The 25,659-nt window shown below is 69.2% G+C and carries 25 protein-coding genes; 19 read left to right on the forward strand and 6 right to left on the reverse strand.

Annotated features, from left to right (window positions below; all coding sequences use genetic code 11):
• Positions 1-16: 16 nt before the first annotated feature.
• From AC06G6_RS00910 to AC06G6_RS00920, 3 genes are all read right to left on the reverse strand, one after another.
• Positions 17-562, reverse strand: a complete 546-nt coding sequence (locus tag AC06G6_RS00910; protein ID WP_479825484.1) for a hypothetical protein — start codon at positions 560-562, stop codon at positions 17-19.
• Entirely contained in the window at positions 559-1,875 is a 1,317-nt protein-coding gene (locus tag AC06G6_RS00915) for an MFS transporter (RefSeq protein ID WP_479825486.1), read from the reverse strand. The genes AC06G6_RS00910 and AC06G6_RS00915 overlap by 4 nt, the downstream gene beginning before the upstream one ends.
• A 293-nt stretch (positions 1,876-2,168) precedes the next feature.
• Positions 2,169-2,783, reverse strand: a complete 615-nt coding sequence (locus tag AC06G6_RS00920) for a DUF6919 domain-containing protein (protein WP_479825488.1) — start codon at positions 2,781-2,783, stop codon at positions 2,169-2,171.
• A gap of 308 nt (positions 2,784-3,091) precedes the next feature.
• Here AC06G6_RS00920 and AC06G6_RS00925 point away from each other — a divergent pair, with 308 nt between their 5' ends.
• From AC06G6_RS00925 to AC06G6_RS00965, 9 genes are all read left to right on the forward strand, one after another.
• Positions 3,092-3,613, forward strand: coding sequence for a LacI family DNA-binding transcriptional regulator (locus AC06G6_RS00925; protein WP_479825490.1), 522 nt, complete (start codon positions 3,092-3,094; stop codon positions 3,611-3,613).
• Positions 3,614-3,872: 259 nt separating this feature from the next.
• The gene (locus AC06G6_RS00930) at positions 3,873-5,393 is read left to right on the forward strand and encodes a SulP family inorganic anion transporter (RefSeq protein WP_479825492.1); all 1,521 of its coding nucleotides are present in this window, start codon (positions 3,873-3,875) and stop codon (positions 5,391-5,393) included.
• A gap of 149 nt (positions 5,394-5,542) precedes the next feature.
• Complete coding sequence (locus AC06G6_RS00935) at positions 5,543-5,983, forward strand: protein-tyrosine phosphatase family protein (RefSeq protein ID WP_479825494.1); 441 nt, start codon at positions 5,543-5,545, stop codon at positions 5,981-5,983.
• 124 nt (positions 5,984-6,107) lie between these two features.
• Positions 6,108-6,392 (forward strand): DUF1540 domain-containing protein, encoded by a 285-nt coding sequence (locus AC06G6_RS00940; RefSeq protein ID WP_479825496.1) that lies wholly within the window; start codon positions 6,108-6,110, stop codon positions 6,390-6,392.
• A 165-nt stretch (positions 6,393-6,557) separates the two neighbouring features.
• Positions 6,558-8,123, forward strand: a complete 1,566-nt coding sequence (locus AC06G6_RS00945; RefSeq protein ID WP_479825498.1) for a pyridoxal phosphate-dependent decarboxylase family protein — start codon at positions 6,558-6,560, stop codon at positions 8,121-8,123.
• Positions 8,120-9,481: a lysine N(6)-hydroxylase/L-ornithine N(5)-oxygenase family protein gene (locus AC06G6_RS00950; protein ID WP_479825500.1), complete on the forward strand. Its 1,362-nt coding sequence runs from the start codon at positions 8,120-8,122 to the stop codon at positions 9,479-9,481. The genes AC06G6_RS00945 and AC06G6_RS00950 overlap by 4 nt, the downstream gene beginning before the upstream one ends.
• Complete coding sequence (locus AC06G6_RS00955; RefSeq protein WP_479825502.1) at positions 9,478-10,041, forward strand: GNAT family N-acetyltransferase; 564 nt, start codon at positions 9,478-9,480, stop codon at positions 10,039-10,041. The genes AC06G6_RS00950 and AC06G6_RS00955 overlap by 4 nt, the downstream gene beginning before the upstream one ends.
• Positions 10,038-12,008, forward strand: coding sequence for an IucA/IucC family protein (locus tag AC06G6_RS00960; protein ID WP_479825504.1), 1,971 nt, complete (start codon positions 10,038-10,040; stop codon positions 12,006-12,008). The genes AC06G6_RS00955 and AC06G6_RS00960 overlap by 4 nt, the downstream gene beginning before the upstream one ends.
• 201 nt (positions 12,009-12,209) lie before the next feature.
• Positions 12,210-12,950 (forward strand): Type 1 glutamine amidotransferase-like domain-containing protein, encoded by a 741-nt coding sequence (locus AC06G6_RS00965; protein WP_479825506.1) that lies wholly within the window; start codon positions 12,210-12,212, stop codon positions 12,948-12,950.
• Between the two features lie 12 nt (positions 12,951-12,962).
• On the opposite strand, the gene AC06G6_RS00970 is transcribed toward AC06G6_RS00965, so the two are convergent.
• Positions 12,963-14,069: a GTP pyrophosphokinase gene (locus AC06G6_RS00970; protein ID WP_479825508.1), complete on the reverse strand. Its 1,107-nt coding sequence runs from the start codon at positions 14,067-14,069 to the stop codon at positions 12,963-12,965.
• A 216-nt stretch (positions 14,070-14,285) separates the two neighbouring features.
• Here AC06G6_RS00970 and AC06G6_RS00975 point away from each other — a divergent pair, with 216 nt between their 5' ends.
• The 10 genes from AC06G6_RS00975 to AC06G6_RS01020 all read left to right on the forward strand — a co-directional run bounded on the left by AC06G6_RS00975 (position 14,286) and on the right by AC06G6_RS01020 (position 23,876).
• On the forward strand, positions 14,286-15,080 hold the full coding sequence (locus AC06G6_RS00975) for an alpha/beta hydrolase fold domain-containing protein (protein ID WP_479828796.1): 795 nt from the start codon (positions 14,286-14,288) through the stop codon (positions 15,078-15,080).
• 51 nt (positions 15,081-15,131) lie between these two features.
• Positions 15,132-16,523: a TrkH family potassium uptake protein gene (locus tag AC06G6_RS00980; RefSeq protein ID WP_479825510.1), complete on the forward strand. Its 1,392-nt coding sequence runs from the start codon at positions 15,132-15,134 to the stop codon at positions 16,521-16,523.
• Positions 16,516-17,211 carry a potassium channel family protein gene (locus tag AC06G6_RS00985; protein ID WP_479825512.1) on the forward strand — a complete coding sequence of 232 codons (696 nt, stop codon included), beginning with the start codon at positions 16,516-16,518 and terminating at the stop codon, positions 17,209-17,211. The genes AC06G6_RS00980 and AC06G6_RS00985 overlap by 8 nt, the downstream gene beginning before the upstream one ends.
• 78 nt (positions 17,212-17,289) lie before the next feature.
• Complete coding sequence (nhaA, locus tag AC06G6_RS00990) at positions 17,290-18,639, forward strand: Na+/H+ antiporter NhaA (RefSeq protein WP_479825514.1); 1,350 nt, start codon at positions 17,290-17,292, stop codon at positions 18,637-18,639.
• Between the two features lie 163 nt (positions 18,640-18,802).
• Positions 18,803-20,176: an MBL fold metallo-hydrolase gene (locus AC06G6_RS00995; protein ID WP_479825516.1), complete on the forward strand. Its 1,374-nt coding sequence runs from the start codon at positions 18,803-18,805 to the stop codon at positions 20,174-20,176.
• Between the two features lie 62 nt (positions 20,177-20,238).
• Entirely contained in the window at positions 20,239-21,243 is a 1,005-nt protein-coding gene (locus AC06G6_RS01000; RefSeq protein WP_479825518.1) for a carbohydrate kinase family protein, read from the forward strand.
• Between the two features lie 9 nt (positions 21,244-21,252).
• On the forward strand, positions 21,253-21,765 hold the full coding sequence (locus AC06G6_RS01005; RefSeq protein ID WP_479825520.1) for a YbhB/YbcL family Raf kinase inhibitor-like protein: 513 nt from the start codon (positions 21,253-21,255) through the stop codon (positions 21,763-21,765).
• A gap of 52 nt (positions 21,766-21,817) precedes the next feature.
• Positions 21,818-22,636: an HAD family hydrolase gene (locus AC06G6_RS01010; RefSeq protein ID WP_479825523.1), complete on the forward strand. Its 819-nt coding sequence runs from the start codon at positions 21,818-21,820 to the stop codon at positions 22,634-22,636.
• Positions 22,637-22,774: 138 nt separating this feature from the next.
• Complete coding sequence (locus tag AC06G6_RS01015; protein WP_479825525.1) at positions 22,775-23,023, forward strand: hypothetical protein; 249 nt, start codon at positions 22,775-22,777, stop codon at positions 23,021-23,023.
• A gap of 55 nt (positions 23,024-23,078) precedes the next feature.
• Positions 23,079-23,876, forward strand: a complete 798-nt coding sequence (locus tag AC06G6_RS01020; protein WP_479825527.1) for a glycerophosphodiester phosphodiesterase family protein — start codon at positions 23,079-23,081, stop codon at positions 23,874-23,876.
• A gap of 21 nt (positions 23,877-23,897) precedes the next feature.
• Here AC06G6_RS01020 and AC06G6_RS01025 read toward each other — a convergent pair whose 3' ends face one another.
• Both AC06G6_RS01025 and AC06G6_RS01030 read right to left on the reverse strand, forming a co-directional pair.
• Entirely contained in the window at positions 23,898-24,872 is a 975-nt protein-coding gene (locus tag AC06G6_RS01025) for an ADP-dependent NAD(P)H-hydrate dehydratase (protein WP_479825529.1), read from the reverse strand.
• Complete coding sequence (locus AC06G6_RS01030) at positions 24,856-25,620, reverse strand: histidine phosphatase family protein (RefSeq protein WP_479828798.1); 765 nt, start codon at positions 25,618-25,620, stop codon at positions 24,856-24,858. The genes AC06G6_RS01025 and AC06G6_RS01030 overlap by 17 nt, the downstream gene beginning before the upstream one ends.
• Between the last annotated feature and the right edge of the window lie 39 nt (positions 25,621-25,659).

The following is a 25,659-nucleotide window of genomic DNA, read 5'->3' on the forward strand; positions in this document are numbered from 1 at the left end:
GGCGGCCCCGGACAGGTCAGTCCCGGGGCAGCGTTTTGGCGGGGAACAGCGGGCGGCAGTCGGTGCAGACGTCGACGTCGGCATCCGGCGATCCGCTGCGGCCCAGCGTGACCTTGCGCTCCAGCTCCAGCCGGCCGTGCAGGGCCCACGCCATCACGCTCAGGGACAGGAAGCCGACAGCGATCTGGGCTGCCGGGAGTGCCTCCCTCGTCGAACTCGCCCACACCGCGCCGAAGAGGCCCAGAACGGGCCAGCGCAGATCGCACAGCGTGGCCGCCGCCCCGATCGGCGCGTTCACGTAGCTGCCCACCAGGACGCCGGCCAGGACCGAGCCCGCACCCACCAGAGCGCAGCCCGTCCAGCCGGTGCCGGTGCCGGCGACCATGCCGTTGGCGACCAGCAGGAAGACCGCGGCGAGGCCAGCCGCGACGACGGCCGCGGCCACGCGCGGCCGGGACCAGCTGCGGAGTACCTGGGGGAGCTGACGGACGCGGGCGCGGCCCACGGGTGCCTTGGCCGTGCCCGGGCGGACGTGGTCTTCGGGGTCGCTGCTGACGGTCATGGCTGTTCCCGGTTTGGGTTGGGGCGTCGTGACTGCAGGGCGGTCCAGATGATCACCGTGACCACCAGGCCGATCGAGAGGAAGCCGAGCCCGGAATACCCGACGGCGGCCAGTACCGGGCCGGCCAGCGCGCCGCCGGTCGCCCCTGCCGCGTTCATGCTCAGGTCCGAAACGCCCTGGATCGCCGGCCGGTCCTGCACATGGGCCGACTCGGCCACCAGGGCGGAGCTGGCAACCACCGAAGCGGACCAGCCCAGCCCCAGCAGGATCAGGCTCGCGGTCACGGCGGTGCCGGAATCCGGCGCGACGCCCGCCAGCACCAGTGAAACCAGCAGCATGCCCTGGCCCAGCAGGATGGTGGGCAGCCGCCCGGCCTTGTCCGCCATCCAGCCGAAAACGGGGGACAAGGCGTACATGCCGGCGATGTGCAGGCTGATCGTCAGGCCCACTACGGTGAGGCTGGCCCCATGGTCGCGCAGGTGCACGGGGGTCATCGACATGAGCGCCACCATCGTGGCGTGGCTGAGGGCGACGGCGGCCACCGCATACCGCGCCCTCGGGTTGCTTCGCAGAATCCGCAAGCCGCTCTTGGGCTGGGGTGCTTCCAAGTCGGGCACGCGGGAGGCCATGGCGGTGAGGAGGGGGTCTGGCCGCAGGCCGGTCGCATACACGACGGCGGCCGCAAGCTGGGCGGCCACGGAAAAAGCGAACGCGCCTGTCAGTGGGGGCAGGCCGAGGGCGGCGCCGACGGTCTCGCCGGGGCCGAAGAGGTTCGGTCCCAGGACGGCGCCGATCGTGGTGGACCACACCACGGTTGAGAGGTCCCGGCCCCGGGACCCGGGTCGGGCAAGATCGGTGGCGGCGAATCGCGCCTGAAGATTCACGGCAGAGCCCGCACCGAGGAGCATGAGGCCCAGCAGCAGCAGCGGAAAGACGCCGAGGGCGGCTGAGGTGATCGCCGTGACGGCTCCCGCGCCGGCAATCAGGGCCCCGGTGGAGAGTGAGATCCGCCGGCCGCGGGCTTGGGCCAGCCGGGCCAGGGGGACGGCGGCGAAGGCGGCGCCGAGGGTGCTCATCGTGGCAGCCATGCCGGACCACGCGTTGGACCCGGAGAGCTGTGCTGCCAGCAGGGATCCGAGGGAAAGCGTCGCCCCCATGCCGATGCCGCCAAGGATCTGGCCGCCGACGAGGATGGAGATCACGCGGCGCTGGAGACGCTGATTGGCCAGTCCGGGCGGGGCCGAGACGGTGATGTGTCCGGGCCCGTTGGCCTGGTCCGGCGTCAAGCCTTCCGGCCGTTCCTGCGTGTTCATGATGATCCTTCGGGGCTTCCGGGCGCAGCCCCTGCAGCCGGGAACCATTTCAATATACCCTATGGGGTATTATTGTTGTATCAGGTGCGGCACCCGCGGCACCCCGAAATTGGAGTTCCTATGTGCGCTGCAGTTCGTTGTAATCGTTGTGGAAAAATCACCTGGGCCGGCTGCGGCGAGCACGTCGACTCGGTCATGGCCGATGTTCCCCAGGATCAGCGCTGCACCTGCGACGGCTAAACGACGTGGCGTAGCCCGGACCAGGAGCCGGGCAGCACCCGCTGGAATTCGCCCTAGCCGCCCGCCTCCACGCCGGTCAGCGCCGTGAGTACTGCCGGCAGGAGCAGTCCGTTCCGTCCCCACACCGGGTCGAAGACCTCCACGTACCAGGAGTCGGCCAGCAGCAGGGCGAGGGTGTCGTTCGCCTCCTCGGACCAGTCCCGGAGCTGATCTTCGCCGGCCGGGCCTTCGCTGCTGCCCAGCACGGTCGCCACTTCGCCGTCCTGCAGGGTGACGGGGATGGAAGACTGGCTCGCTTCGCCGGGAGCGTGGGCGACGGTCACCAGATCGGTCCGGCCGGACAGCGCCAGGAGCGCGGCCGCTGACTCCACGCTGCAGAATCCCGTCACGTAGGCGCGCTGCGAGTGCCCCTCTGCGAGCACGCCGGGTTGGGATTCCTTAGTAAAGAGCCCGCGCCGGTTCAGCTCCGCGAGCTCGCCGGCGATGGCCGTCGTCTCGTCGTCGATGCTCGGGGCGAAGGTTCCCGGCTGGTACTCGCTCCGGCCTTCCAGCCAGCGCGCGGTCAGTTCGCCCGCCGCGGGGATGGTGCCTGCCTGCCGCCAGACCTCGCGGTCCGCCAGGAGCCGGCCGAAAGTGTCCCGTTCGGTCGTGTATCTGTCTTCTGCCATCGGATCTACGCCTCCTGTGATCTGCGGGCTTGTTAAGCAATCTAGGCCAGACAGGCCGGAGTGCGAAGATTTTGTCCCACTGCGTCACTTGGACGAGGCCCAGTTTGACCTGTCCGCGGACGGCGGGAACCATCGGCCCGCTGGCGTTCACCAAGAACCTACCCGCGGGCTAGAGTTCACACTGGGCGTCGAGCGCCCAGAGTAAGTTTTCAGCAACCGCCGCGAATCCGCGGGGGTTAAGTACCCGGGAGTCATCACTGCGGCACGGATCCAAGCCCACCATCCGCGACGTCGCTGAGGCGGCAGGCGTGTCCCTGACCACGGTCTCCTACGTGCTTTCCGGCCGCCCCGGCGGAAACACCCGGATCAGCCAGCCCACCCAGGACCGTGTCCATGCCGCGGCCCGCGAACTCGGGTACGTGCCCAACAGGGCCGCCCGCGGGATGCGGCGCGGACGCACCGACGTCGTGGCTGTGGCCATCACCGACCTCGACGATAACTGGGACCGCGCGCTCGCGACGGCGGCCGCCAGGATCCTGCCACGGCACGGCTACCAGCCGGTCATCCTGGTGGGAGACAGTTGGTGGCAGTTCATGCTCTCCGGCGGTGCCGACGCCGTCATCCTCGGCTCCGTGCCGGCGGACCGCACCGCCGTCGACCTCGAGGCGATGGCGGAACTAGCCGAGCGCGGCGTGGCCCTGCTGGTTTTCTCGGACACCCTGCAGCCGCACGGTGTCGACGTCCTGGCGCCGGGAACTGCCGGGACGGCGGAAGTCGAGGCGCTCGCCGAACAGGCCGTCGCGACGCTGATCGCGCGGCTTCGGGACTAACAGGACGGGCGAGTCCGTGACAACTCCGTCCCCATATGTCAGATTTGTTTGCTGTCTCGCTTGCGGCAGGCGTCCCTGGGGCCCCCGCGGTAAAGTTGCACGGGAAGGACGAACCGGGGCCGCTTCCGGCCGGTGAACCTTTACCTGACTCATTTTCCGGCGCGGTGTCGCGTCCCCATCCTTCTGCCGACGTCGCCCTGCCGTTGCTGAGTGCCGAAGCCGCTGCGGCGCGTCTTCCCGAGACTGAACGGAGCCAGCAATGGCCACCAAAACCGCCGGGCCTGTCCCGACTCCGACCCCGGAGCAGCTCCAGTCGGTGCGCGGCACCCTGCGGTCCCCCCGGAGGCTGAAGACCGAAGCTCTCGGCGGGCTCGTCGTTGCGCTGGCCCTCATCCCGGAGGCTATCGCCTTCTCCATCATCGCGGGCGTGGACCCGCGGATCGGGCTGTTCGCATCCTTCACCATGGCAGTTACGATCGCCTTCGTCGGCGGCCGCCCGGCGATGATCTCCGCGGCCACCGGCGCCGTCGCCCTCGTCATCGCTCCGCTGGTGAAATCCCACGGCCTGGACTACCTCATCGCCGCCGTGATCCTGGCCGGCATCTTCCAGATCATCCTGGGGCTCTCCGGCGTGGCGAAGCTCATGCGGTTCATCCCCCGCTCGGTGATGGTGGGCTTCGTCAACGCCCTGGCGATCCTGATCTTCCTGTCCCAAGTGCCCGAACTCCTCGGTGTCCCCTGGCTGGTCTATCCGCTCACGGCCGTCGGGCTGCTGATCGTCTTCGGACTGCCGAAACTCACCACGGCCGTGCCGGCCCCGCTCGTCGCGATCGTGGTGCTGACCCTGATCACGGTGTTCGCCGCCGTCGCCGTCCCGACCGTGGGGGACAAGGGCGAACTGCCCGATGCCCTGCCGTCCCTGCTCATCCCGAACGTCCCCTTCACGGTCGAGACGCTGCAGGTGATTTTCCCATTCGCCCTTGCCATGGCCTTCGTCGGGCTGCTCGAATCCCTCATGACCGCGAAACTCGTCGACGACATCACCGACACCCGCTCCCACAAGACCCGCGAGGCCTGGGGCCAGGGCATCGCGAACATCGTCACCGGTTTCTTCGGCGGCATGGGCGGCTGCGCAATGATCGGGCAGACCATGATCAACGTCAAGGCTTCCGGCGCCCGGACCCGGATCTCGACGTTCCTGGCCGGCATCTTCCTGCTCATCCTGGTGGTGGTCCTCGGCGACATCGTCTCCCTCATCCCGATGGGCGCCCTGGTGGCCGTGATGATCTTCGTTGCCGTTGCCACCTTCGACTGGCACAGCGTCCGGCCGTCCACGCTCAAGGCCCTGCCCAAGAGCGAAACCCTGGTGATGGTCGCCACCGTGGTCGTCACCGTCGCCACCCACAACCTGGCGATCGGCGTCGGGGTCGGCGTGCTCGTGGCAATGGTGATGTTCGCCCGGCGCGTGGCACACTTCGTCACCGTGGACCGCAGCGTGGCAGAGGTCGACGGCATCGCGGTCGCCACCTACAAAGTGGACGGCGAGCTGTTCTTCGCCTCCTCCAACGACCTGTACACACAGTTCGACTACGCGCTGGATCCCGAGCGCGTGGTCATCGATATGCACGCCAGCCACCTGTGGGACGCCTCCACCATTGCTTCGCTGGACGCCATCACGGAAAAATACCGGCACCACGGCAAGAGCGTGGACGTCGTGGGCCTCAATGACGCCAGCCTCCTGATGCGCCAACGCCTCGGCGGCAAGCTCGCCGGCCACTAGGCTGCGCTTCTTCCCAGTTACTTCCGCCCGCACCCGCGAAGCCACGGCGAGCCGCCCGGATTTGCAGGGATTTCAGGCTGCGGCCTCGTAGTAACCGGGCAGGAACGCGGCCGGTGCGGGTTACCGGCGGAAGGTCTACGCTCAGAAACATGACGCAGACCTGGGATCCGGGACAGGGCGGAGTCCTGGAACTTCCTTCCGGCCGTCTGATCCGCGGCCGGGGGCTGCTCCTGCCGTTTCCCGCCGGGCCGCGGCCCGAGTTTGGCCTCTATCTGCTGGGAAGGCGCCCGGCCCCGGTGCCCTGGGATTCCCGGTGGGTCCGCTGGCGGGATTTACGCCTGCCCGCCGACGACGTCGACACCCTGGACGCGCTTATGGAGGCCTGGCGCCGGGCCGAGACGGAGCGGGTCGAGGTGGCCTGCTGGGGCGGCCGCGGCCGGACCGGCACCGCCCTGGCCTGCCTTGCGGTCCTGGACGGCGTTCCGCCCGCGGAAGCCGTGGCCTTCGTGCGGGCGCGCTACCGCAAGGGCGCCGTTGAGACGCCGTGGCAGCGGAAGTACGTCGCACGGTTCCAGAACCCCCGGGCATAGGGCGCAGGCTGCATTCCGGCGGCATTAGGTCACACGATTGGGTCTTTTTGTTCGCCGCCGATCGGCCTACCGTGGACAGACGGAGCCGCCCAGCCCGGGTGGCCGGACCACGGAGGACCATCCCATGACGACGCACGTAGCCGACTGCAGCGTGACCAACTGCTCCTTCAACGACCACTCCAACTGCAACGCCGCCGCCATCACCGTCGGGGGCGCCGAGGATCACGCCTCCTGCGCCACCTTCATCGATATCGGCGTGCACGGAGGGCTGCCCAAGGTGCTCGCCGACGTCGGTGCCTGCCAGCGTTCCGAATGCACCCACAATGACCACCTGATGTGCAAGGCCGCCGAGGTGCATGTGGGTCCGGGTGTCGACAACGCCGATTGCCTCACCTACGCCCACCGGTAGCCGCACGCACCGTCCACCAGTCAACGAATTACCGCCTCAGGGGAATTAAGTCACACTAGTTTGACGTTAAGGCTTGCCTAAGTAAGGGTTAGCTTAGTCGATGCTGTCTGACGTCAAACGAAGGATTCCTCTGTGGCGCCCGTAACCCCTGTGGATGTTCACCCCGTGCCTACCGGCACACTGACCGGCACGTTGGCCGGCATCCAGCCCGGCACCGGTTCCCCGGCGCGGCTGGTGCAAAATGCCACCGCCCACCTCTTCAACGGCCGCAACGCCGCCGGCTACACGGCCGAGGTGCTCAGGGGCGTCACGGCGGTCGCCGCCAAGGTCTCTGGTTGCACGCGCCCGTTTACCGGGGCCACCCCCGGCGAGCTGAAACGCCGCGTCGATGGCGTGGACCTGGGAGTTCCGCTGGGGGATACGGCGGCTGCCCTCGAGGAACTGGAGGAGGTCTACCTCCGGGACGCCGTCTATTTCCACGACGCCAAGTACGCGGCGCACCTGAACTGTCCCGTGGTGATCCCGGCCCTCGTTGCCGAGGCAGTCCTGTCCGCCGTGAATTCCTCGATGGACACCTGGGACCAGAGCGCGGGCGCCACCATGATCGAACGGCGGCTCATCTCCTGGGCCGCCGGGCGGCTCGGGCTGGGCGATTCCGCGGACGGTGTCTTTACCTCGGGCGGGAGCCAGTCCAATTTCCAGGCCCTGCTGCTGGCCCGGAACCAGACCGTGGAATGGATGAAACTGGACCCGGAACACGACGGGCTCCGGCTGCCTTCCCTCCATGAGAAGCTGCGGATCTTCACCTCCGCGGACAGCCACTTCAGCATCCGCAAGTCAGCGGCCATGCTGGGGCTCGGGTACGACGCCGTCGTGTCCGTACGCTGCGGGCAGGACCACCGGATGGATCCGGAGGCGCTCGCCGCGGAACTGGCACGGGCCCGGAACGACGGCCTCATCCCCATGGCGGTGGTGGCCACGGCCGGGACCACCGACTTCGGGGCCATTGATCCGCTGGACGAGCTGGCCGCGGCGGCCCGCGGGCACGGCGCCTGGTTCCACGTCGACGCGGCCTACGGCGGCGGGCTGATGGTCTCCGGGCGGCACCGGCACCTGCTCGACGGCGTCCACCGTGCGGACTCGGTCACCGTCGACTTCCACAAGACCTTCTTCCAGCCGGTCAGCTCGAGTGCCCTGCTGGTCCGGGACGCGGCCACGCTGCGGCACGTGACCTTCCACGCCGACTACCTGAACCCGGCCGCCGCCGTCGACCGCCCCAACCAGGTGGACAAGAGCATCCAGACCACCCGCCGTTTTGACGCCCTGAAGCTCTGGCTGACGCTGCGGATCATGGGCGCCGACGCGCTCGGGGCGCTCTTTGACGGGGCCATTGACCTGGCCTCGGTCGTGGGTGCCAGTCTGGCCTCCGATCCCGATTTTGAGCTCGCCGCCCCGCCGCAGCTCAGCACCCTGGTGTTCCGCTACCGCCCGCTCCGGCCGGACGGGCGCCGGCTGTCCCCGGACGCCGCGGACCGACTCAACCAGGACGTCCGCTCCGCCGTCTTCGCCTCCGGTGAGGCCGTGGTGGCCGGCACCACCGTCGCAGGCCGGCACTACCTGAAGTTCACCCTGCTCAACGCGGAGGCAGGCGTGGAGGACGTCCAAAGCATTATCGAGCTGCTCCGGACCACCGGGGCATCGCTGCAGGCCGCCGCGGAGGTGTCCGTATGAACGCCGGCGCCCCGCCGCGGATCCACGACTTCGCCGCGATCGGCGTCGGGCCCTTCAACCTTGGCCTCGCGGCGCTGAGCGAACCCGTCGACGGGCTGGACGGCGTCTTCCTAGAACGCAGGGAATCCTTTGACTGGCACCCCGGCATGATGCTAGAACCGGCCCACCTGCAGGTGCCATTTATGGCCGACCTGGTGACCTTGGCGGACCCGACGTCGCCGAATTCGTTCCTGAACTTCCTGAAGCAGACGGGACGGCTGTACCGCTTCTACATCCGGGAAAACGTCTACCCGCTGCGTGCCGAGTACAACCAGTACTGCCAGTGGGTGGCGGGCCAGCTGGATTCGGTCCGGTTCGGCACGGACGTCCGGGGGATCAGCCACGACGACGGCGTGTACCGCCTGGCGGTGGACGGCCCGGATGGTCCCGGGGTGCTGCACGCGCGGCGGCTGGTCCTGGGCACCGGCACTTCGCCCTATGTTCCGGCGGCCTGCGGCGGCGTCGTGGGCGCCGGGGGACTGGTCCTGCACAACGCCGATTACCTGCTGCGGAAAGGCGAACTGCAGCGCCGGCGGAGCATCACGATTGTCGGCAGCGGCCAGAGCGCCGCTGAAATCTATTACGAGCTGCTGCAGGAGATCGACGTCCACGGCTACCGACTGGACTGGGTCACCCGCTCCGGCCGGTTCTTCCCGCTCGAGTACACCAAGCTGACGCTGGAGATGACGTCGCCCGAATATGTGGACTACTTCCACGCCCTGCCGCAGGAGAAGCGCGACGGCCTGGTCAGGAGCCAGAAGAACCTCTACAAAGGCATCAACGCGGAGCTGATCGACGCCATCTACGACCTCCTCTACACCAAGAGCCTCGCCGGGATGGTGGACACCCGGCTGCTGACCCACTCGGCGCTCACCGGCGCGGCCTGGGACCCGGTGTCGGCGTCGCACACCCTGCAGCTGCGGCACGAGGAAACGGGCGCCGACTTTGCGCTGGAGACCGAAGCCGTGGTGCTCGCCACCGGCTACAGCTACCGCGAGCCGGAGTTCCTGGCCGGCGTGCAGCACCGGATCGCGCGGGACAGCAGCGGCAGGTTCGCCGTGGACCGCAACTACAGCACCGGCGTCGAACCCGGGGAGATCTTCGTCCAGAACGCGGAACTGCACACCCACGGCTTCGTCACCCCGGACCTGGGCATGGCCGCGTACCGCAACTCCTGCATCCTGCGGGAAATCACCGGCCGCGAGGTCTATCCGGTGGAGCGCAGCATCGCGTTCCAGCAGTTCGGGCCGCCTCCGGAGGCAGTGCGGCAGGACGCCGCGCCCGGCGCTGTCCGCGCAGCGGCGGGGGTGCCGGCATGAGCCTCACCTTCCGCAGCCTGGACCCCTTGGCCGACGCGCCGGTCCTCCACTCGTGGGTGACCCATCCGTACGCCACCTTCTGGGACATGCTGGCCAGCACCGTTGAGGACGTGGTGGAGGAGTATTCGAGGATCCAGTCCAGCGGCCACCACCACGCGCTGTTGGGGCTCGACGACGGCGTCCCCGCCTTCCTGACGGAGGCGTACCTGCCGGAATCATCGCCGCTGGCCGACGTGTATGCCGTCCGGCCGGGTGACCTCGGGATGCACCTGCTGGTCGCCCCGCCGGCCGGTCCGCCCCGGCCCGGCTACACCACGAGGGTGATGGACGCCGTCCTGGAGCGGCTGTTCGCCGGCCCGGGAGTGGACCGCATCGTCGTGGAACCCGACGCACGCAACACCAAAATCCACCTCCTCAACGCCCGGCTGGGTTTCCTGCCCGCCGGGGAGGTGGCCTTGCCCGGGAAGCAGGCCCTGCTCAGTTTCTGCACCCGGGAAGGCTTCCATGCCGCCCGCCTTGAGCTTCATTCGTCCCCGACCCGCCAGGGAGCACCGCTATGACCATCGCTGACCTCGAATCCGTCCTGAGCGCCGGCACCGCCACCGCCACCGCCCACCTGACCCCGGAACGCTGGGCCGCCGCCAACCGGCATGTCATCCGCAAGGCGCTCGCCGAGTTCTCGCACGAACGGATCCTCACGCCGGAACTGCTCCCGCCGGACCCCACGCCCGAAAGGGCGGGGGGCCCGTCGGGACCTGGTGCACAGGGCCGGGCCGTTCCGGCGGATCCCCGGGATCCCGCCCACTACCGCGTCACCAGCGACGACGGCGCCGTCGAGTACCGCTTCACCGCGCGGAGTCTCGAGCTGGACCACTGGTCCATCGCGGACATGTCCATCCGCCGCGTCGAGGCGCGGGCATATCCCGACATGCCCACGCCAGGGGCTGAAGAATGGGCATGTCCCGCGGGGCCGGGGGCTGAGCTTGATGCCCTGCGCTTCATCACCGAGTTCCGGGACACCCTTGGAATCCGCGAGGAGATGCTCCCGGTCTACCTCGAGGAAATCAGCAGCACACTCTCCAGCCACGCGTACAAGCAGTGGCGCGGCCAGCCCTCGGCCGCGGAACTGGCGGCAGGCGTGACCGCCGGGGCCGACGCCGCCATCGATTTCCAGACCATCGAACGGAGCATGACCGAAGGCCATCCCTGCTTCGTGGCCAACAACGGCCGGCTAGGCTTCGGGATCGCGGACTACCGTGCGTTCGCCCCGGAGGCGGGAGCCCCAGTGCAGCTGGAGTGGATCGCGGCGCACCGGACCAAAGCCGTCTTCACGTCCGCGGAGGGCCTGGGTTACCGCGACCACCTCGACGCCGAGCTGGGGACGGCCGCCGTCGCTTACTTCGACGCCGAGCTCTGCGCCGTTGGCCTGGACCCGGCCGACTACTTCCTGATGCCGGTCCACCCGTGGCAATGGGACAACAAGCTCTCCGTGACGTTCGCCGCGGAACTGGCGCACCGGCACATTGTGCATCTCGGGATCGGGGCGGACAGCTATCAGGCCCAGCAGTCCATCCGGACGTTTTTCAACACGGTCTCGCCGGAGAAGTGCTACGTCAAGACGGCCATGTCCGTGCTGAACATGGGCTTCATGCGCGGGCTGTCGCCGCAGTACATGAAGGCCACCCCCGCGATCAACGACTGGCTCCAGAGACTGATCCTCAGCGATGCCACCCTCCAGCAGTGCGAGCTGAAACTCATCCGCGAGGTAGCCGCCATCGGTTACCACAACGGCTACTACGAAGCCGCGGCGGCGAAGGAGTCGCCGTACCGGAAGATGCTGTCAGCGCTGTGGCGGGAAAGCCCGCTGCCGCTGCTGGCTGACGGGCAGCAAGTGGCCACCATGGCGTCCCTTCTGCACGTCGACGCTGCGGGAAAACCGGTGGTGTCCGCGCTGATCGCGCGTTCCGGACTGGAGCCTGCGGAGTGGCTGCGCCGGTACTTCGAGGCCTACCTCGTCCCGCTCGTTCACTGCCTCTATGCCTACGAGCTGGCCTTTATGCCGCACGGCGAGAACGTCATCCTGATCCTGGAGAACGGTGTCCCGGTCAGTGCCGTGATGAAGGACATCGCCGAGGAGATCGTCGTCATGGGTGACCGCCTGGAACTGCCCGACGAGATAGCCAGGATCAAGGCCGAGATCCCGGACGAGGAGAAAGTCCTAGCCATCTTCACCGACGTCTTCGACTGCATCTTCCGGTTCCTCAGCGCGCTGCTGGAGGAAGACGGCCAGCTCAGCGGCGAGGAATTCTGGCGAACCGCCGCGGCCGTCCTGCGGACCTACCAGGGCAAGCACCCCGGGCTCGCGGACCAGTTTGCCCGGCATGAGCTGTTCGCCGCGGACTTCCCGCTGTCCTGCCTCAACCGGCTGCAGCTGCGCAACAACCAGCAGATGCTGGACCTGACCGACCCGTCCGGCGGGCTGCAGATGGCCGGACGGCTGCAGAACCCCCTGGCACGGTTCGCCTGAGGTCGCCCTCGACGCCGGAATCTCCCCACTTTTGAACTCGGCGCCCCGCGTTTCGTGCCGAATCGCCGGTGAGTACCGGCGTCGCTTGTTCAAAGGTGGGGAAACCGCGCGGGCCGGCTTGCGGATCCTGCCAGCCATTCCCACGGGGGCGGGTAGCCTCTATGGCGAGACCGCTCGTCCCCGACCCAGGAGTACCCCATCATGGCTGCCGAAAGTCCGACCATCCTTGCGACCTCCGGGGGCTACCAACCGGGGGCGCGGACACGCCTGGAGTTCAACAAGCTGGTCCATCACGCCGTGGACCTGTCCGGGGTCACCGGGCGGGCGCCCAGGGTCGCCCACGTCGGCACCGCGAGCGGCGACCAGCGCTGGTTCAACAACGAGGTCAGCGAAGCGGGGAGCGTCGCCGGCTTCCAGCTCACGCATCTGAACCTGTTCACCATGCCCAACGTTGCCAACGTCGAGGAATACCTGCTCGGCCAGGACGTCGTCTGGGTCAACGGCGGCTCCGTGGTCAACCTCCTCGCCGTCTGGCGCGCCCATGGGCTGGACGCGATCTTCCGGCGCGTCTGGGAATCCGGGGTGGTGCTCGCCGGCGTCTCGGCCGGGTCGATCTGCTGGTTCAACGGCGGGACCACCGACTCGTTCGGTCCCGAGCTGCGCGCGGTGGACAACGGCCTGGGACTGCTTCCCTACGACAACGGGGTCCACTACGACTCAGAAGCCGCACGCCGCCCGCTCGTACACCGCCTGGTGGCGGACGGAACCTTGGGGGAGACCCACTGCACCGACGACGGCGTGGGCCTGCTCTACCGCGGGACCGAACTGGTGGAGGCGGTCACGGAAACTCCCGGCAAGGCCGCCTACCGGGTGCGGCTGGTCGACTCCGGGGACTCAGCCGCGGACGTGCTCGAGGAACGCCTGGAGCCAACCGGACTCTAGGGCAGCAGTTCCCTACCCCTGCGTCAGCCGGTAGCGCTCGATCTGCTTGAGCCGGCGCAGGAGGCTGTCGCGCCGCGGGTGCGGGACGGCGTCGGCCGGTTCGGCGGTGAGGTCGATGTGCTTGGTGCCGTACTGCCAGAGCAGCAGGTCATCGAGAAGCCGGTCCGGGCCGGGGGAGTAGCGGTGGTCCAGGGCCCTGCGGACCTCGGTGATCCGGTTGGCGCTCAGCAGCCCGGCCAGCTGCATGGTCTGGTTCAGACCGTGGGCGGCCATCAGCTCGGCGGCCCAGCCCCAGTCGTCGTCGACTTTCCGGTCCACGTGCGGCAGCAGCGTGCGCCAGACATCGCGGATCCGGTTCGGGGTGAGCTGCGCGGCGCCTTCGCCGTCCATGTCCCAGTAGCTGCGGACCTCCTCGTAGCGTTCGTGCAGGTCAGCAAAGGCCCCCTCCACCGTTTCCAGCATGGCTGCCGTGGCGGTGAACTGGCGGTCGAAGTGCGGGGTCCAGGCGCGCGGATCCTCGGCCTTGAAGCGGATGTCGTGCTCGATCTCGCTCCAGGCGTGGGCGAACACGGTGCGGATCTGGCATTCGAAGAAATAGCTGCCGTTCGGCGGGACCTCCGGGTTGAAGGCCTGCTGGTACTCCTTGACGGCCTCGTTCTGGATGGTCCGCAGGATCAGGTGGCGGCTGGAGTAGCCGTAGGTCCCCGACTCGATGGAGCCGATGTCCTTCTCGCGGTCGCCGCGGCAGTCAAAGAGCTGGCGCTGGCGCTTGATCAGATTGGCGACCACCGCGTTTTCCGCCGGCAGCTTCGTGATCACCCGGATGCCCACCATGTCATTCAGGGTCCGGAACGGATCCGGGAACTTCAGCACCGGCGGGCCCCCCGGTTCCAGCGGCTCCTCGATCCGGGAGATCTTCTCGCGGAAGGATTCGACCGTCTTGGTGCGGCCGGTAACGAACAGCGGCGTCACCTCGGTGCCCTTGAGCATGCTCCGCAGCGTCAGCAGGACCTCGCGGGTGACCAGCTTCAGGGCAGGGCGCACCCGCTCGTAGAGTTCCACGTTTTCCTGCACGGACTCGCGCAGTTTCGGGTCCAGTCGATCCCAGTTGCTCGCCATGCATCCAGCTTACGGCCGGGGTACGACGGCGGAGGGGTGACACCCCCGCGCGGGCCGGCAACCCGGGCCGGTGCCGCCTTACGCCGCGCCGCGCAGCGGTCAAGGTAGGCTCCTCACATGGCTGATGTGCGGCGTCGGGCTTTGATCGCGGCCGCAGCGACGGTGACCCTGGGGGCAGTCACCGCCGCCTGTTCACCGGGCCCCAAGGAGGACACTGTGAAGCGGCATAGGTACAGCTACGGCGACGATCCCAGCCAGTGGGGGGAGCTCTTCCTGCCGGAGGCCGCCGTCACCAAGGGCGTGGTAGTGGTCATCCACGGCGGCTACTGGCGCTCGCAGTACGGCGCGGAACTCGGCGAACCGCTGGCCAGGGACCTCGCGGCGCACGGCATGGCCGCCTGGAACCTGGAGTACCGCCGTGCCGGCAACGGCGGCGGCTGGCCCCACACCTTCTCCGACGTGCTCGCCGGAATCGACAAGCTCGGCGACATCGCCGGTGAACATGGCCTCGTGCTGGACCGGGTCGTGGCGCTGGGACACTCCGCTGGCGGGCACCTTGCGGTCTGGGCTGCGGGACGGGGCCGCCTCGCCCAGCTCGGCGCCCCGGACGCGGACCGCCAGCTGCTGCGCAGGGACGACGACGGCGCGGTGCACCTGACCGGCGTCGTCAGCCAGTCCGGGGTACTCAACCTCGCGGAAGCCGAACGCCTGAACCTCAGCAACGGCGCGGTCAGCAACCTGCTGGGCGGCTCCTCCGAGAAATACCCCAAACGCCATAAGTACGCGGACCCGATGAGCGCAGTGCCGCTAGCGGTCCCCGTCTATGCCGTCCACGGCACGGACGACGACGATGTCCCCGCCAGCCTGTCCGATTCCTACGCGGCGGCGGCCAAGTCCGCCGGCGCCCCGGTCCAGTTCCTGAAGGTCCCCGGCGACCATTTCGCCCTGATCGACCCGAAAGCCGCCGCCTACCGGAAGTGCCGCGAACTCGTGCAGCTTCTGCTCGGCTGACCTCTGTCAGCCACGGACGCGCGGCCGCCGCACGGTGGTAGCGTGGCGCCTATGCAAGTCGAAGTTCCCGAGGTTCCGCGTGTCCTGGCTTCGGGCGTCACCCGGTTCCTGCGCGTGGTCGCGCCGCGCCACCCGGCCCAGGTGATTGTGCTGGGCTTCGCCGCTGCCGTCGCCGTCGGGACCGGGCTGCTGCTGCTACCGGTGGCCAAGGCCAGCGGGGGCGGGGCCAGCCTGCTGGAGGCGCTGTTCACCGCCACCTCCGCCGTCTGCGTCACCGGCCTGATCACCGTGGACACCCCCGTCTTCTGGAGCGGTTTCGGCCAGGTGGTCATCCTGGTCCTCATCCAGATCGGCGGCTTCGGCGTGATGTCCTTCGGCACACTGCTCGGGGTCCTGACTGCCCGCCGGCTGGGCCTGAAGTCCCGGATATCCGCCGCCGCCGAGACGAAAAGCAGCGGCTTCGGTGACGTGCGCCGCGTGCTGGTCGGCGTCCTGCGGATCAGCGTGGTGGTGGAAGCAGCGCTGGCGCTGATCCTCACGGTCCGCTTTATGGCCGGGTACGGCTACTCGCTGGGCGAGGCGGTCTGGCACGGCGTGTTCCACTCCATCTCGTCCTTTAACAACGCAGGCTTCGCCCTGTACTCGGACAACCTGATGGGGTTCGTCGGCGATCCCTGGATCTGCCTGCCGATCGCCGCCGCCGTCATTATCGGCGGACTCGGATTCCCGGTCCTCTTCGAACTGGGTCGGCAGTACCGGCGTCCCATCCACTGGAGCATGAACACCAAGCTCGTCCTCGTTGGCTCGGGCACCCTCCTCGCCGGAGGGACCGTCTTCCTTACCGCCGTCGAATGGGCCAACCCGGCGACCCTGGGCGGCCTCCACCCGGCCGAGCGCATACTGGCCGGTTTTTTCCAGTCCGTCATTACCCGCACCGCAGGCTTCAACAGCATCGACATCGCCCAGATGAACCCCGTGTCCTGGCTGGGCATGGACATCATGATGTTCATCGGCGGCGGCCCGGCCGGTACGGCCGGCGGCCTGAAAATCACCACGTTCGCCGTGCTCTTCTTCATCCTCAGCACCGAGCTGCAGGGCGGAACGGCCGTGAACATCTTCGGCAAGCGCCTGTCCCGTGCGGTGCACCGCCAGGCCATTACCGTGGTGCTGCTGGCGATCGCCCTCGTCACCGGCTCCACGATGTTCCTGATGCTGATCACCGACTTCGGGCAGGAACGGATCCTGTTCGAGGTCATTTCGGCCTTCGCCACGGTCGGGTTGTCCACCGGCATCACCGCCGGCATGCCGCCCGCCGGTCAGCTCGTGCTGATCATGCTCATGTTCGTCGGCAGGCTGGGTCCGGTCACGCTGGGCGCAGCCCTGGCGCTGCGCGAACGACCCCTGCTCTACGAGTACCCCAAGGAAAGGCCCCTCATTGGCTAGGAACATCTTCTCGTCCCACTCCGCTGCCGTCAGTGACAAGGCGTCCTCCGTGGTGGTCATCGGCCTCGGCCGTTTCGGCGGCTCGCTGGCACTGGAACTGGAAGCGCAGGGTACCGAGGTGCTCGGCATCGACGCCAGCGACGAAATCGTCCAGTCCTACAACGGGCGCCTCACCCACGTGGTCAGGGCCGACTCCACCAAGGAAGAGGTGCTGCGCCAGCTCTCGGTCCATGAATTTGACCGTGCCGTGGTCGGCATAGGCTCGGACATCGAAGCCAGCATCCTGACCACATCCCGGATCCTGAAATTCCAGCGTCCCCAGATCTGGGCGAAGGCCATCAGCGAACCGCACGCCGAGATCCTCGGCCAGCTCGGCGTCGAGCACGTCATCCGTCCCGAACACGACATGGGCAAGCGCGTCGCGCACCTGGTCCTGGGCTCGATCCTTGACTACGTGGAATTCGAGGACGACTTTGTCATGATCCGCACCAGCCCGCCCTCCGCCGCCCGGGACCGGCCGCTGGGCGTCCTCGGACTGCGGGAAAAGTACGGCATCACCATTGTGGCGGTCAAACGCCCCGGCGGCACCTGGGGCCACACCACGGCCCAAACCGTGCTCTACGACGACGACCAGATCATCGTCCAGGGCAGCAAAGCCAAGGCCGAACGGTTCAGTACCATGTCGTGACCCACTAGACTGGGTTGCAGGTGCGCCGGGAAGTCTGGTCGGCATAGTTCTGTCTACCCAAATTTTAGGACTCCCCGCATGAGCCCCACACCCCCTCCCACCCGGCCGCGTCTGACCATCTTCGGCCGCGGCAGCTACGCCGAATCCCTCCGGATCGGCGAGATCCTCCGCAAGGAAACCGTCGGCGGCGCCCTCCTCGTGGCCGCCGCGGTGATCGCCCTGATCTGGGCCAACTCGCCGGTTTCCGAGAGCTACTTCGCCCTGCGGGACTTCAAGTTCGGCTACGAACCCTGGCACCTGGAACTGAGCCTGGGCGCCTGGGCGGCGGACGGGCTGCTGGCGATCTTCTTCTTCCTGGTCGGCCTCGAACTCAAACGCGAGTTCATCGCCGGGGACCTGCGGCAGCTGAACAAATCGATCGTTCCGGTCGCCGCGGCCGTCGGCGGCGTCGCCATCCCGGCCGTGATCTACGCCGTCGTCAACCTCGCAAGCCCGGAGACCCTGCGCGGCTGGGCGATCCCCACCGCCACCGACATCGCCTTCGCCGTCGCCGTGCTGGCCATCATCGGCTCGCACCTGCCCAGCGCCCTGCGGATCTTCCTTCTGACCCTGGCCGTCGTGGACGACCTGATCGCCATCACCATCATCGCCGTCTTCTACACCAGTGACCTGCAGCCGATGCCGCTGCTGCTGGCCCTGATTCCCCTGGGTATCTACACCTACCTGGCGCACAAGTACCGGCGCTTCTTCAAAATCCAGGCTTCTGCCGCGTGGCTGATTCTGCTGCCGCTGGGTGCGGTCACGTGGGCCCTCGTCCACGCCTCGGGGATCCACGCCACGGTCGCAGGGGTGCTGCTCGGCTTCGCCATCCCGGTCCTGCGCTCCAAGGCAAGCGGCGGACCGGACGCCGGTCCGGGCCTCGCGGAGGTCTTCGAACACCGCTTCCGCCCGATCTCGGCCGGCGTCGCCGTCCCGATCTTCGCATTCTTCTCCGCGGGTGTGGCCGTGGGCGGCTGGGAAGGACTGGGATCGGCCCTGACCGACCCGGTGGCTGTCGGCATCATCTTGGCGCTGGTCCTCGGCAAGCCGATCGGCATCATGGGCACCACCTGGCTGCTCACCAAGGTCACCAAGGCCCGGCTGGATAACAGCTTCAAGTGGATCGACGTCTTCGGGGTGTCGCTGCTGGCCGGCATCGGATTCACCGTCTCGCTCCTGGTCGCCGAGCTGAGCTTCGGCCACGGCAGCCTCCACGACGACCACGCCAAGGTGGGCATCCTCGCGGCCTCCGTGCTGGCAGCCCTGCTGGCAACGGTGGTGCTGCGGACCCGGAACCGGCAGTACCGCCAGGCCGAAGAAGCGGAGAAGGTCGACGCGGACATGGACGGAATTCCCGACGTCTACCAGCAGGACGACCCCGCCCGGTAGCAGCGCCGGGGGACGCCGGTCGGGCCGCCCGGCAACGCCACCGGGCGACGCCGGGCTGCCGCCAGGATCAGGGGTTGCGTTTATACCCCTGGGGGTTTGATCATGGAGTGTGTGCAGCCGGCGGCCCTCGGCCGGTTGTCCGCTGACCAGCCAGGAGTGAATCATGGACGTCGTTGTCATTGAGACCACCCAACTCGGGGACCGCAGCTATCTTGTCCATGACGGCTCCGTGGCGCTGGTCATTGACCCGCAGCGGGACACGGACCGCGTCGATGCGGCCGCCCGCGACGCCGGCGTCACCATCACCCACGTCGCCGAGACGCACATCCACAACGACTACCTCACCGGCGGCCTGGAACTGGCCCGCGCGCACGGCGCGAGCTACCTCGTGAACGCCGCCGACCCGGTGAAATTCGAGCGGCAGCCGATCACCGACGGGCAGACCGTCCGGGTCGGCGCGCTGACGGTCAAGGCCGTCGCGACCCCGGGCCACACCCACACCCACCTGTCCTTCATCGTGGACGACGGCGGGCAGCAGGCCGTTTTCTCCGGCGGAAGCCTGCTCTACGGCTCGGTCGGCCGCACTGACCTTGTCGGCGCCGAGGACACCCTCGGCCTGACGCATGACCAGTACACCTCCGTGCACCGACTCGTCGAAGAGGCCGCGCCCAACGCCGCCCTGTTCCCGACCCACGGGTTCGGGTCCTTCTGCTCCTCCGGCCCGGCCAGCGGCGCCGGATCCTCCACCATCGGCGAACAGCTCACCAGCAACCACGCCCTCATGGACCCGGACGAGGACCACTTCGTCCAGGAACTCATCGCGAACCTCACGGCCTACCCTTCCTATTACGCCCACATGGGGGTCACCAACACCGCCGGCCCCGGCCCGGCGGACCTGGCCGTGCCGGAGTCCCTCGACGCCGCCGAGCTGATGCGCCGGCTGGAGGGCGGCGAGTGGGTCGTGGACCTGCGCCGCCGCGTGGCCTTCGCCAGCAACCACCTGCTGGGCAGCGTCAGCTTCGAATACGGCACCAGCTTCAGCACCTACCTGGGCTGGATCCTGCCCTGGGGCGAGCAGCTGACCCTCGTGGGATCCCGCGACGACGTGGAAAAGGCCATCCGCGACCTTTCCCGGATCGGCATCGACTCCCCGGACGCCGCCCTCGGAACGGACCCGCACACCCTGGCGCCCCGCGCCGCCCTCGCCTCCTACCCCCGCGTGGGCTGGGACGGCGTGCTCGCGGGCAAGACCCCCGGGGACACCGTCGTCGACGTGCGGCGGGCCGACGAATTCGCCTCCTCGCGGGTGGCCGGAGCGGTCAACGTCCCGCTGCATGAACTGCTGCGGCGGCTCGATTCCGTGCCCGCCGGGAAACTGTGGGTCCACTGCAGCACCGGCTACCGGGCAGGCACCGCGGCGAGCCTGCTGCAGCGCGCCGGCCGGGATGTCGTCCACATCGACGCGAAATTCGACGACGCCGGCCCCGCCGGAATCGCGGTGGACACCGCCCCGATGTCCGCGGCCGCCCCTGCCTGAACGAAACACCCGCGCACCGAAACACTGGGGCGCCGGCCCGCGTTCTCTGGCAGAGTATGAGCATGCTCACAGTTATTGGCGAGGGTCTGGTCGATGTCGTCCAGCGTTCCTCCGGTATCCAGGCCCATGTCGGCGGCAGCCCCCTCAACGTCGCCGTGGGGCTGGCACGGCTGGATCATCCGGTGCAGTTCATCGGCCGCTACGGACGCGACGCCTACGGCGAATCGGTGGCCGCCCACCTGAAATCCAGCTCGGTGCTGCTCCCGCTGGCCCCGGACGGGCTCCCGACCTCCGTGGCGACCGCCCTGATCGACGACGACGGCGCCGCCAGCTACACCTTCGAGCTCGCCTGGGAACTGCCCGGGCTCGCGGACCGGCTGCCGTTCCTGCTGCAGGCGACGACGCTCCTGCACACCGGCTCGATCGCCACCATGCTGGCTCCCGGCGCCGCCGAGGTGCTCGCCGCCGTCGAGCATGCCCATCCCTCGGCGACCATCAGCTTCGACCCCAACTGCCGGCCCAGCATCATCACCGATGTGGACTACGCGCGCCGGCAGGCGGAGAAGTTCGTCACCCTGTCGGACGTGGTCAAGGCCTCGGACGAGGACCTCGAATGGCTCTACCCCGGCGAGGATCCGCTGGACTCGGCCCGGCGCTGGCTGAAACTCGGCGGCTCGGAGGGCCCGGCGATGGTGGTGGTCACCCGCGGCGCCGCAGGGCCCTGGGGCGTGAATGCCGCCGGCGAGGCGCAGTTCCCGGCGCCGTCCGTTAAAGTCGCGGACACCGTCGGCGCCGGGGACTCCTTTATGGCAGCGCTGCTCTCCGGCGTGGTGGACCTGGGCCTGGCGGGGGCGCAGAACCGCAAGGACCTGCGTGAGCTCTCGTCCGAAAGCCTTCGAGACCTCCTCGCCCACGCCGCCTGGGCCGCCGCCGTCACCGTGTCCCGGGCCGGCGCCAACCCGCCCACCCGGGCGGAACTGACCCGGATGGAACTGCGCGGCCAGGCTCCCCGCCCCACCGACGCCGCGCGCATCGACCCTGAAAGTGCAGAACTCCCCAGCAACTGAAAGGCAGCCATGGCACACCACGATGCCCCGTCCTTCCGCGTCAGCAGTGAGTCATTCCAGGACGGCCAAACCCTGCCGCCGGCCCAGCGCGGAGCCTCCACCGGGGCCGGGGCCAAGGACGAGTCCCCGCAGCTGAGCTGGAGCGGCGCCCCCGCCGGTACCCGGGGCTACGCCGTCACCGTGTTCGACCCCGACGCCCCCGGCCACGGCGGCTTCTGGCACTGGGCCGTGCTGGACCTCCCCGCGGACATCACGTCCCTGCCGGCCGGGGCGGGATCGCGCCAGGGCGGACACCTGCCGCCCGGCGCGTTCCAGCTCAAGAACGACGGCGGCACCACCGGCTATCTGGGGGCCGCACCGCCCCGGGGCCACGGCCCGCACCGGTACGTCGTCACGGTCCACGCCCTCGACGTCGCGCACTCCGGGCTCGACGCCGGCGCCCGGCCCGCGAAGCTGGAAGCCAAGCTCGCCCCGCACACCCTGGCCCGGGCAAGCCTGACCGGGATCTACGAACGCCGCTAGGCCCGGGCGGCCGCCGGAAACCGCCCCGGCACCGCCAACGTAGACTGGCAGTATGCGGCTGGTAGCGAGTGACATTGACGGAACGATCCTCGGCCACGACGGCAAAATCAGTGACCGGACCGTCCGGGCGTTCCACGCCTGCCGGGACGCGGGCATCGAGCTGGTCTTCGTCACGGGCCGCCCGCCGCGCTGGCTGCATCCCCTGCAGGACCGGCTGGGCCACGCGGGGACCGTGATCTGCTCCAACGGCGCCGTGGTCTGGGACCTCGAAGCGGACCGCCTGGTTTCCGCCCGGGGCCTGCAGCTCGATGCCGTCTTCGAGACGCGCCGCATCATCCAGCGGCTGCGCCCCTCCGCTCTCTTTGCCGCCGAGACCCTCACCGGCTTCCACCTGGAGCCGGGGTTCATCGAGAACGGCTCCAGCGAGCTGCTGGCCGAGGTCACGCCGGCTCCGCTGCACACCACGCTTACCGCCTCGGACGCCGTGGTGAAGTTCCTCGCCATCGTCCGGGAGGGCACGGCCGATGAGTTCCTCGCCGAAGTCACGCCCGCCGTCGCGCACCTGGCCGCCGCGACGCATTCGGCGCCGAACATCGCGCTCCTGGAACTGTCCCTGCCCGGGGTCAACAAGGCCGTCACGCTTGCCGAATACGCGGCCGCCCTGGGGATTGACTCGGCCGACGTCGTGGCATTCGGGGACATGCCTAACGACATCGAGATGCTGCGCTGGGCCGGCGACGGCTACGCGATGGCCAGCGGCCACCCCGAGGCCATTCTCGCCGCCGGACAGCAGGCCCCGCACTTCGACGACGACGGCGTCGCCCAGATCCTCGAGGCCAAGCTCGCAGCCCTGGGCGTCCGGCTTCCCTGACCCGGCGTCCGGGATTCGGCTTCCCTGACCCGGCGTCCGGCGCAGACACCGTATTCCCAGCTGGCGGTCAACTGGCGTTCACCTTGGCGTCCTACGCTGGAATCTCACGACGGATCAGCTGACTGACGGTGGGAAATCATGGCCAGGTACCGCACGAAGAACATGGACGACACGCCCCTGCGCCCGGCGGCGCCGGACGCGCACTGGAAGAGCCTCCAGCAGGGCGACCGCGTCAGTGTCCGGCTGGCGCCAGGCTACGAAACAGGAGGCCGCGTGGACGCCTTGACGGCGGACCGCACCGCCGTCTGGGTGGACCTCGACGGCGGCAGGGGCCGCACGCTCCTGCACTGCAGCGACGGCGTGGAGATCCTCCCGCACGGCAACTGAACCCGCCAAGTCAGCCCGCCGACTGGACTGCGCAGGGCTCCGCTAGGCTTCAGGAGTGAGCAGCCTGCACCCGTTCTTTGCCGGTGACGGTCCGGGACGTCCCGTGGCCATGGCGCACCGGGGCTTCTCCCGGGACGGCCTGGAGAACTCGATGGCGGCGTTCCGCGCCGCCGTCGAACTGGGCTTCCGGCACCTGGAGACGGACGTGCACACCACGGCCGACGGCGTCCTGCTGCTGTTCCACGACGAAACCCTGGACCGGATCACAGACGCCCACGGCCGGATCTCGGAACTCCCGGCCGAGACCGTGGCGCGGGCGAGGATCAACGGCGCGGAGCCCATCCCGCTCTTCGAGGAACTCGCGACAGCCTTCCCGGATGTCCGGTTCAACCTCGACGTCAAGGACTGGAATTCGGTGGACACCCTTGCCGCGGCGATCGAACGGTTCGGCCTGCACGACCGCGTACTGATCGCCAGCTTCTCGGACCGCCGGCGCCGGGCGGTGCTGAAGCAGCTGAGCCGTCCCGCCGCGAGCTCGGCCGGCATTGTCTCCAGCGCCCTCTTCGTCCTGCTCGGACCGGTGCTCCCGGCACCCCTGCTGCGCCTCACGGCCGGACGTGCGCTCCGCGGCGTCGACGCCCTGCAGGTGCCGGTCCGCTACCGTGCCGTCCCCGTGGTGACTCCCGGATTCGTCCGGCGCGCCCACCGGCACGGGCTGCAGGTGCATGTCTGGACCGTCAACGACCCCGCCGAGATGCACCGGCTGCTGGACCTCGGAGTGGACGGGATCGTCACCGACCGCGCGGACCTGCTCAAGGAAGTCCTGCAGGAACGCGGCAGCTGGAGCGGCTAGGCCCGGACCGATCAGGCCGGGTCAGGAGCCGAGCTCCATCATCAGCGGCGGCAGTTCGTCCGTCAGTTCGCGGGCGAGATAGCCGAGACCGCCCAGCCGGCTCGCGAGCCGGTCGCCGGCGGCCGCGTGCAGATGGGTGCCCCAGCAGACGGCCTGCGCGTCCGTGGTTCCCCGCGCCCGCAGCCCGGCAATGGTCCCGGACAGCACATCGCCGGAGCCCGACGTGCCCAGGCCGCTGTGACCGGTGGTGATTTCCCATAGCGAGGCCCCGGCCCCGCCGCCCTTAGCATCGCCGGCCTCAGCCCCGCCGGCCCGGCGGGCTGCCCCCACCGGGCGCGCGATCACACCCTGGCAGCTCACCACCGCGCCGTACCTCTCCGCGAGCTCCGGCACGTCCCGGGCGAGGTGCCCGGCGTCGTGCCCCAGCAGGATGCCCGCCTCGGTGACATTCGGGGTCAGGATCAGCCGGCCCGCCCAGGGGCCCAGCTCCCCGGCCAGCTCGGGCAGGCTGCCCAGGGCGAAGGCGTCGAGGATGATGGCCGGCGGCCGCTTCCCCGCCGGCACCTTGAGGAGGGCGCGGAGCAAGGCGGTGGCCTCGTCCTTGTCGTCCAGGCCCGGGCCGATCAGCACCGCGTCCGCGGCTTCGACCGGCGCGGCGAGGACGGCGGCTGCCGACGAGCCCTTGACCGTGCCCGACGCGGTTTCCGGCAGCCGGAGCACGCCCGCCTCCGGCAGCGCCACCGCGAGGGGCACGGCCACGGATTCCGCCACGGCCAGGGTGAGCCGGCCGGCGCCGGAGCGCAGCGCGGCCACCCCGGCGAGCAGCACCGCGCCGGGCGTCATCCGCGCCCCGCCGATCACCAGCACCGATCCGCGGTCGTCCTTGCCGGAGCCCCCGCCGGGCAGCGGCCAGGCCCGCAGCAGGGTCGGCGTCACGGGCTCGGGGCGGGCCGGCCCCTGCCCGCTCCCCGGGGCCGCCTTAGCGTGGGTGGACATTGGCATCTCCGGCATGTTCGGTCACGGGGACTCCCTCGCTCATCAGGTGGTCTGCCATGTTGAAGCTCTCCAGCTGCCACGGGCCCGTGCCGCCGGGCCGGACGAAACGGCTCACGGAGGCATTGAGAATGGCGGTCGTGGCGGCGAGGTCCAGCAGTTCGCGCTCCGTCAGCCCTTCCAGGATGTAGCGGATCAGCAGGATGACGGCGTCGTGGCAGACCAGCAGCACCCGCTGGCCGGGGTACAGGCGGTCCAGGTCGCCCAGCAGGGAGCGCAGGCGGAGGACGACGTCTGCCCATGATTCCCCGCCGGGCGGGCGGTAATAGAACTTGCCCAGCCAGCGCCGGCGCTCCGCCTCTTGGGGGAGCCGGGTCTCCACACCGGCGGAGGTGAGCATGTCCAGGATGCCGAGCTCACGGTCACGCAGCCGCTCGTCCAGCAGGACCGGCGTCTGCCAGCCTGCGGTGGACACGGCTAGTTCCGCCGTCTGGCGCGCCCGGAGATACGGGGAGGACCACACTGCGGCCCGCCCGTCCACCGGGAACCCGGCGAGCAGGCCGCCCAGCGCCAGGGCCTGCTCGTGCCCGGTTCCGGACAGCTCCACGTCCGCGTCACGCGCGGGAACATTGATGACGTGCGCCCCGGACTGGTGCGCCAGCGTGGCGGCGACGTTTCCCTGGCTCTCGCCGTGCCGGACGAGCAGAAGCTCGGCCATGCCTGGCAGGCCGGTCATGCGCTGGCGGGTCATTCCGTTCTCGTTCACCGCTACCCCCTCGGTCCGGGCCGA

The sequence above is a fragment of the Arthrobacter sp. CJL-S3 genome (assembly GCF_056711635.1).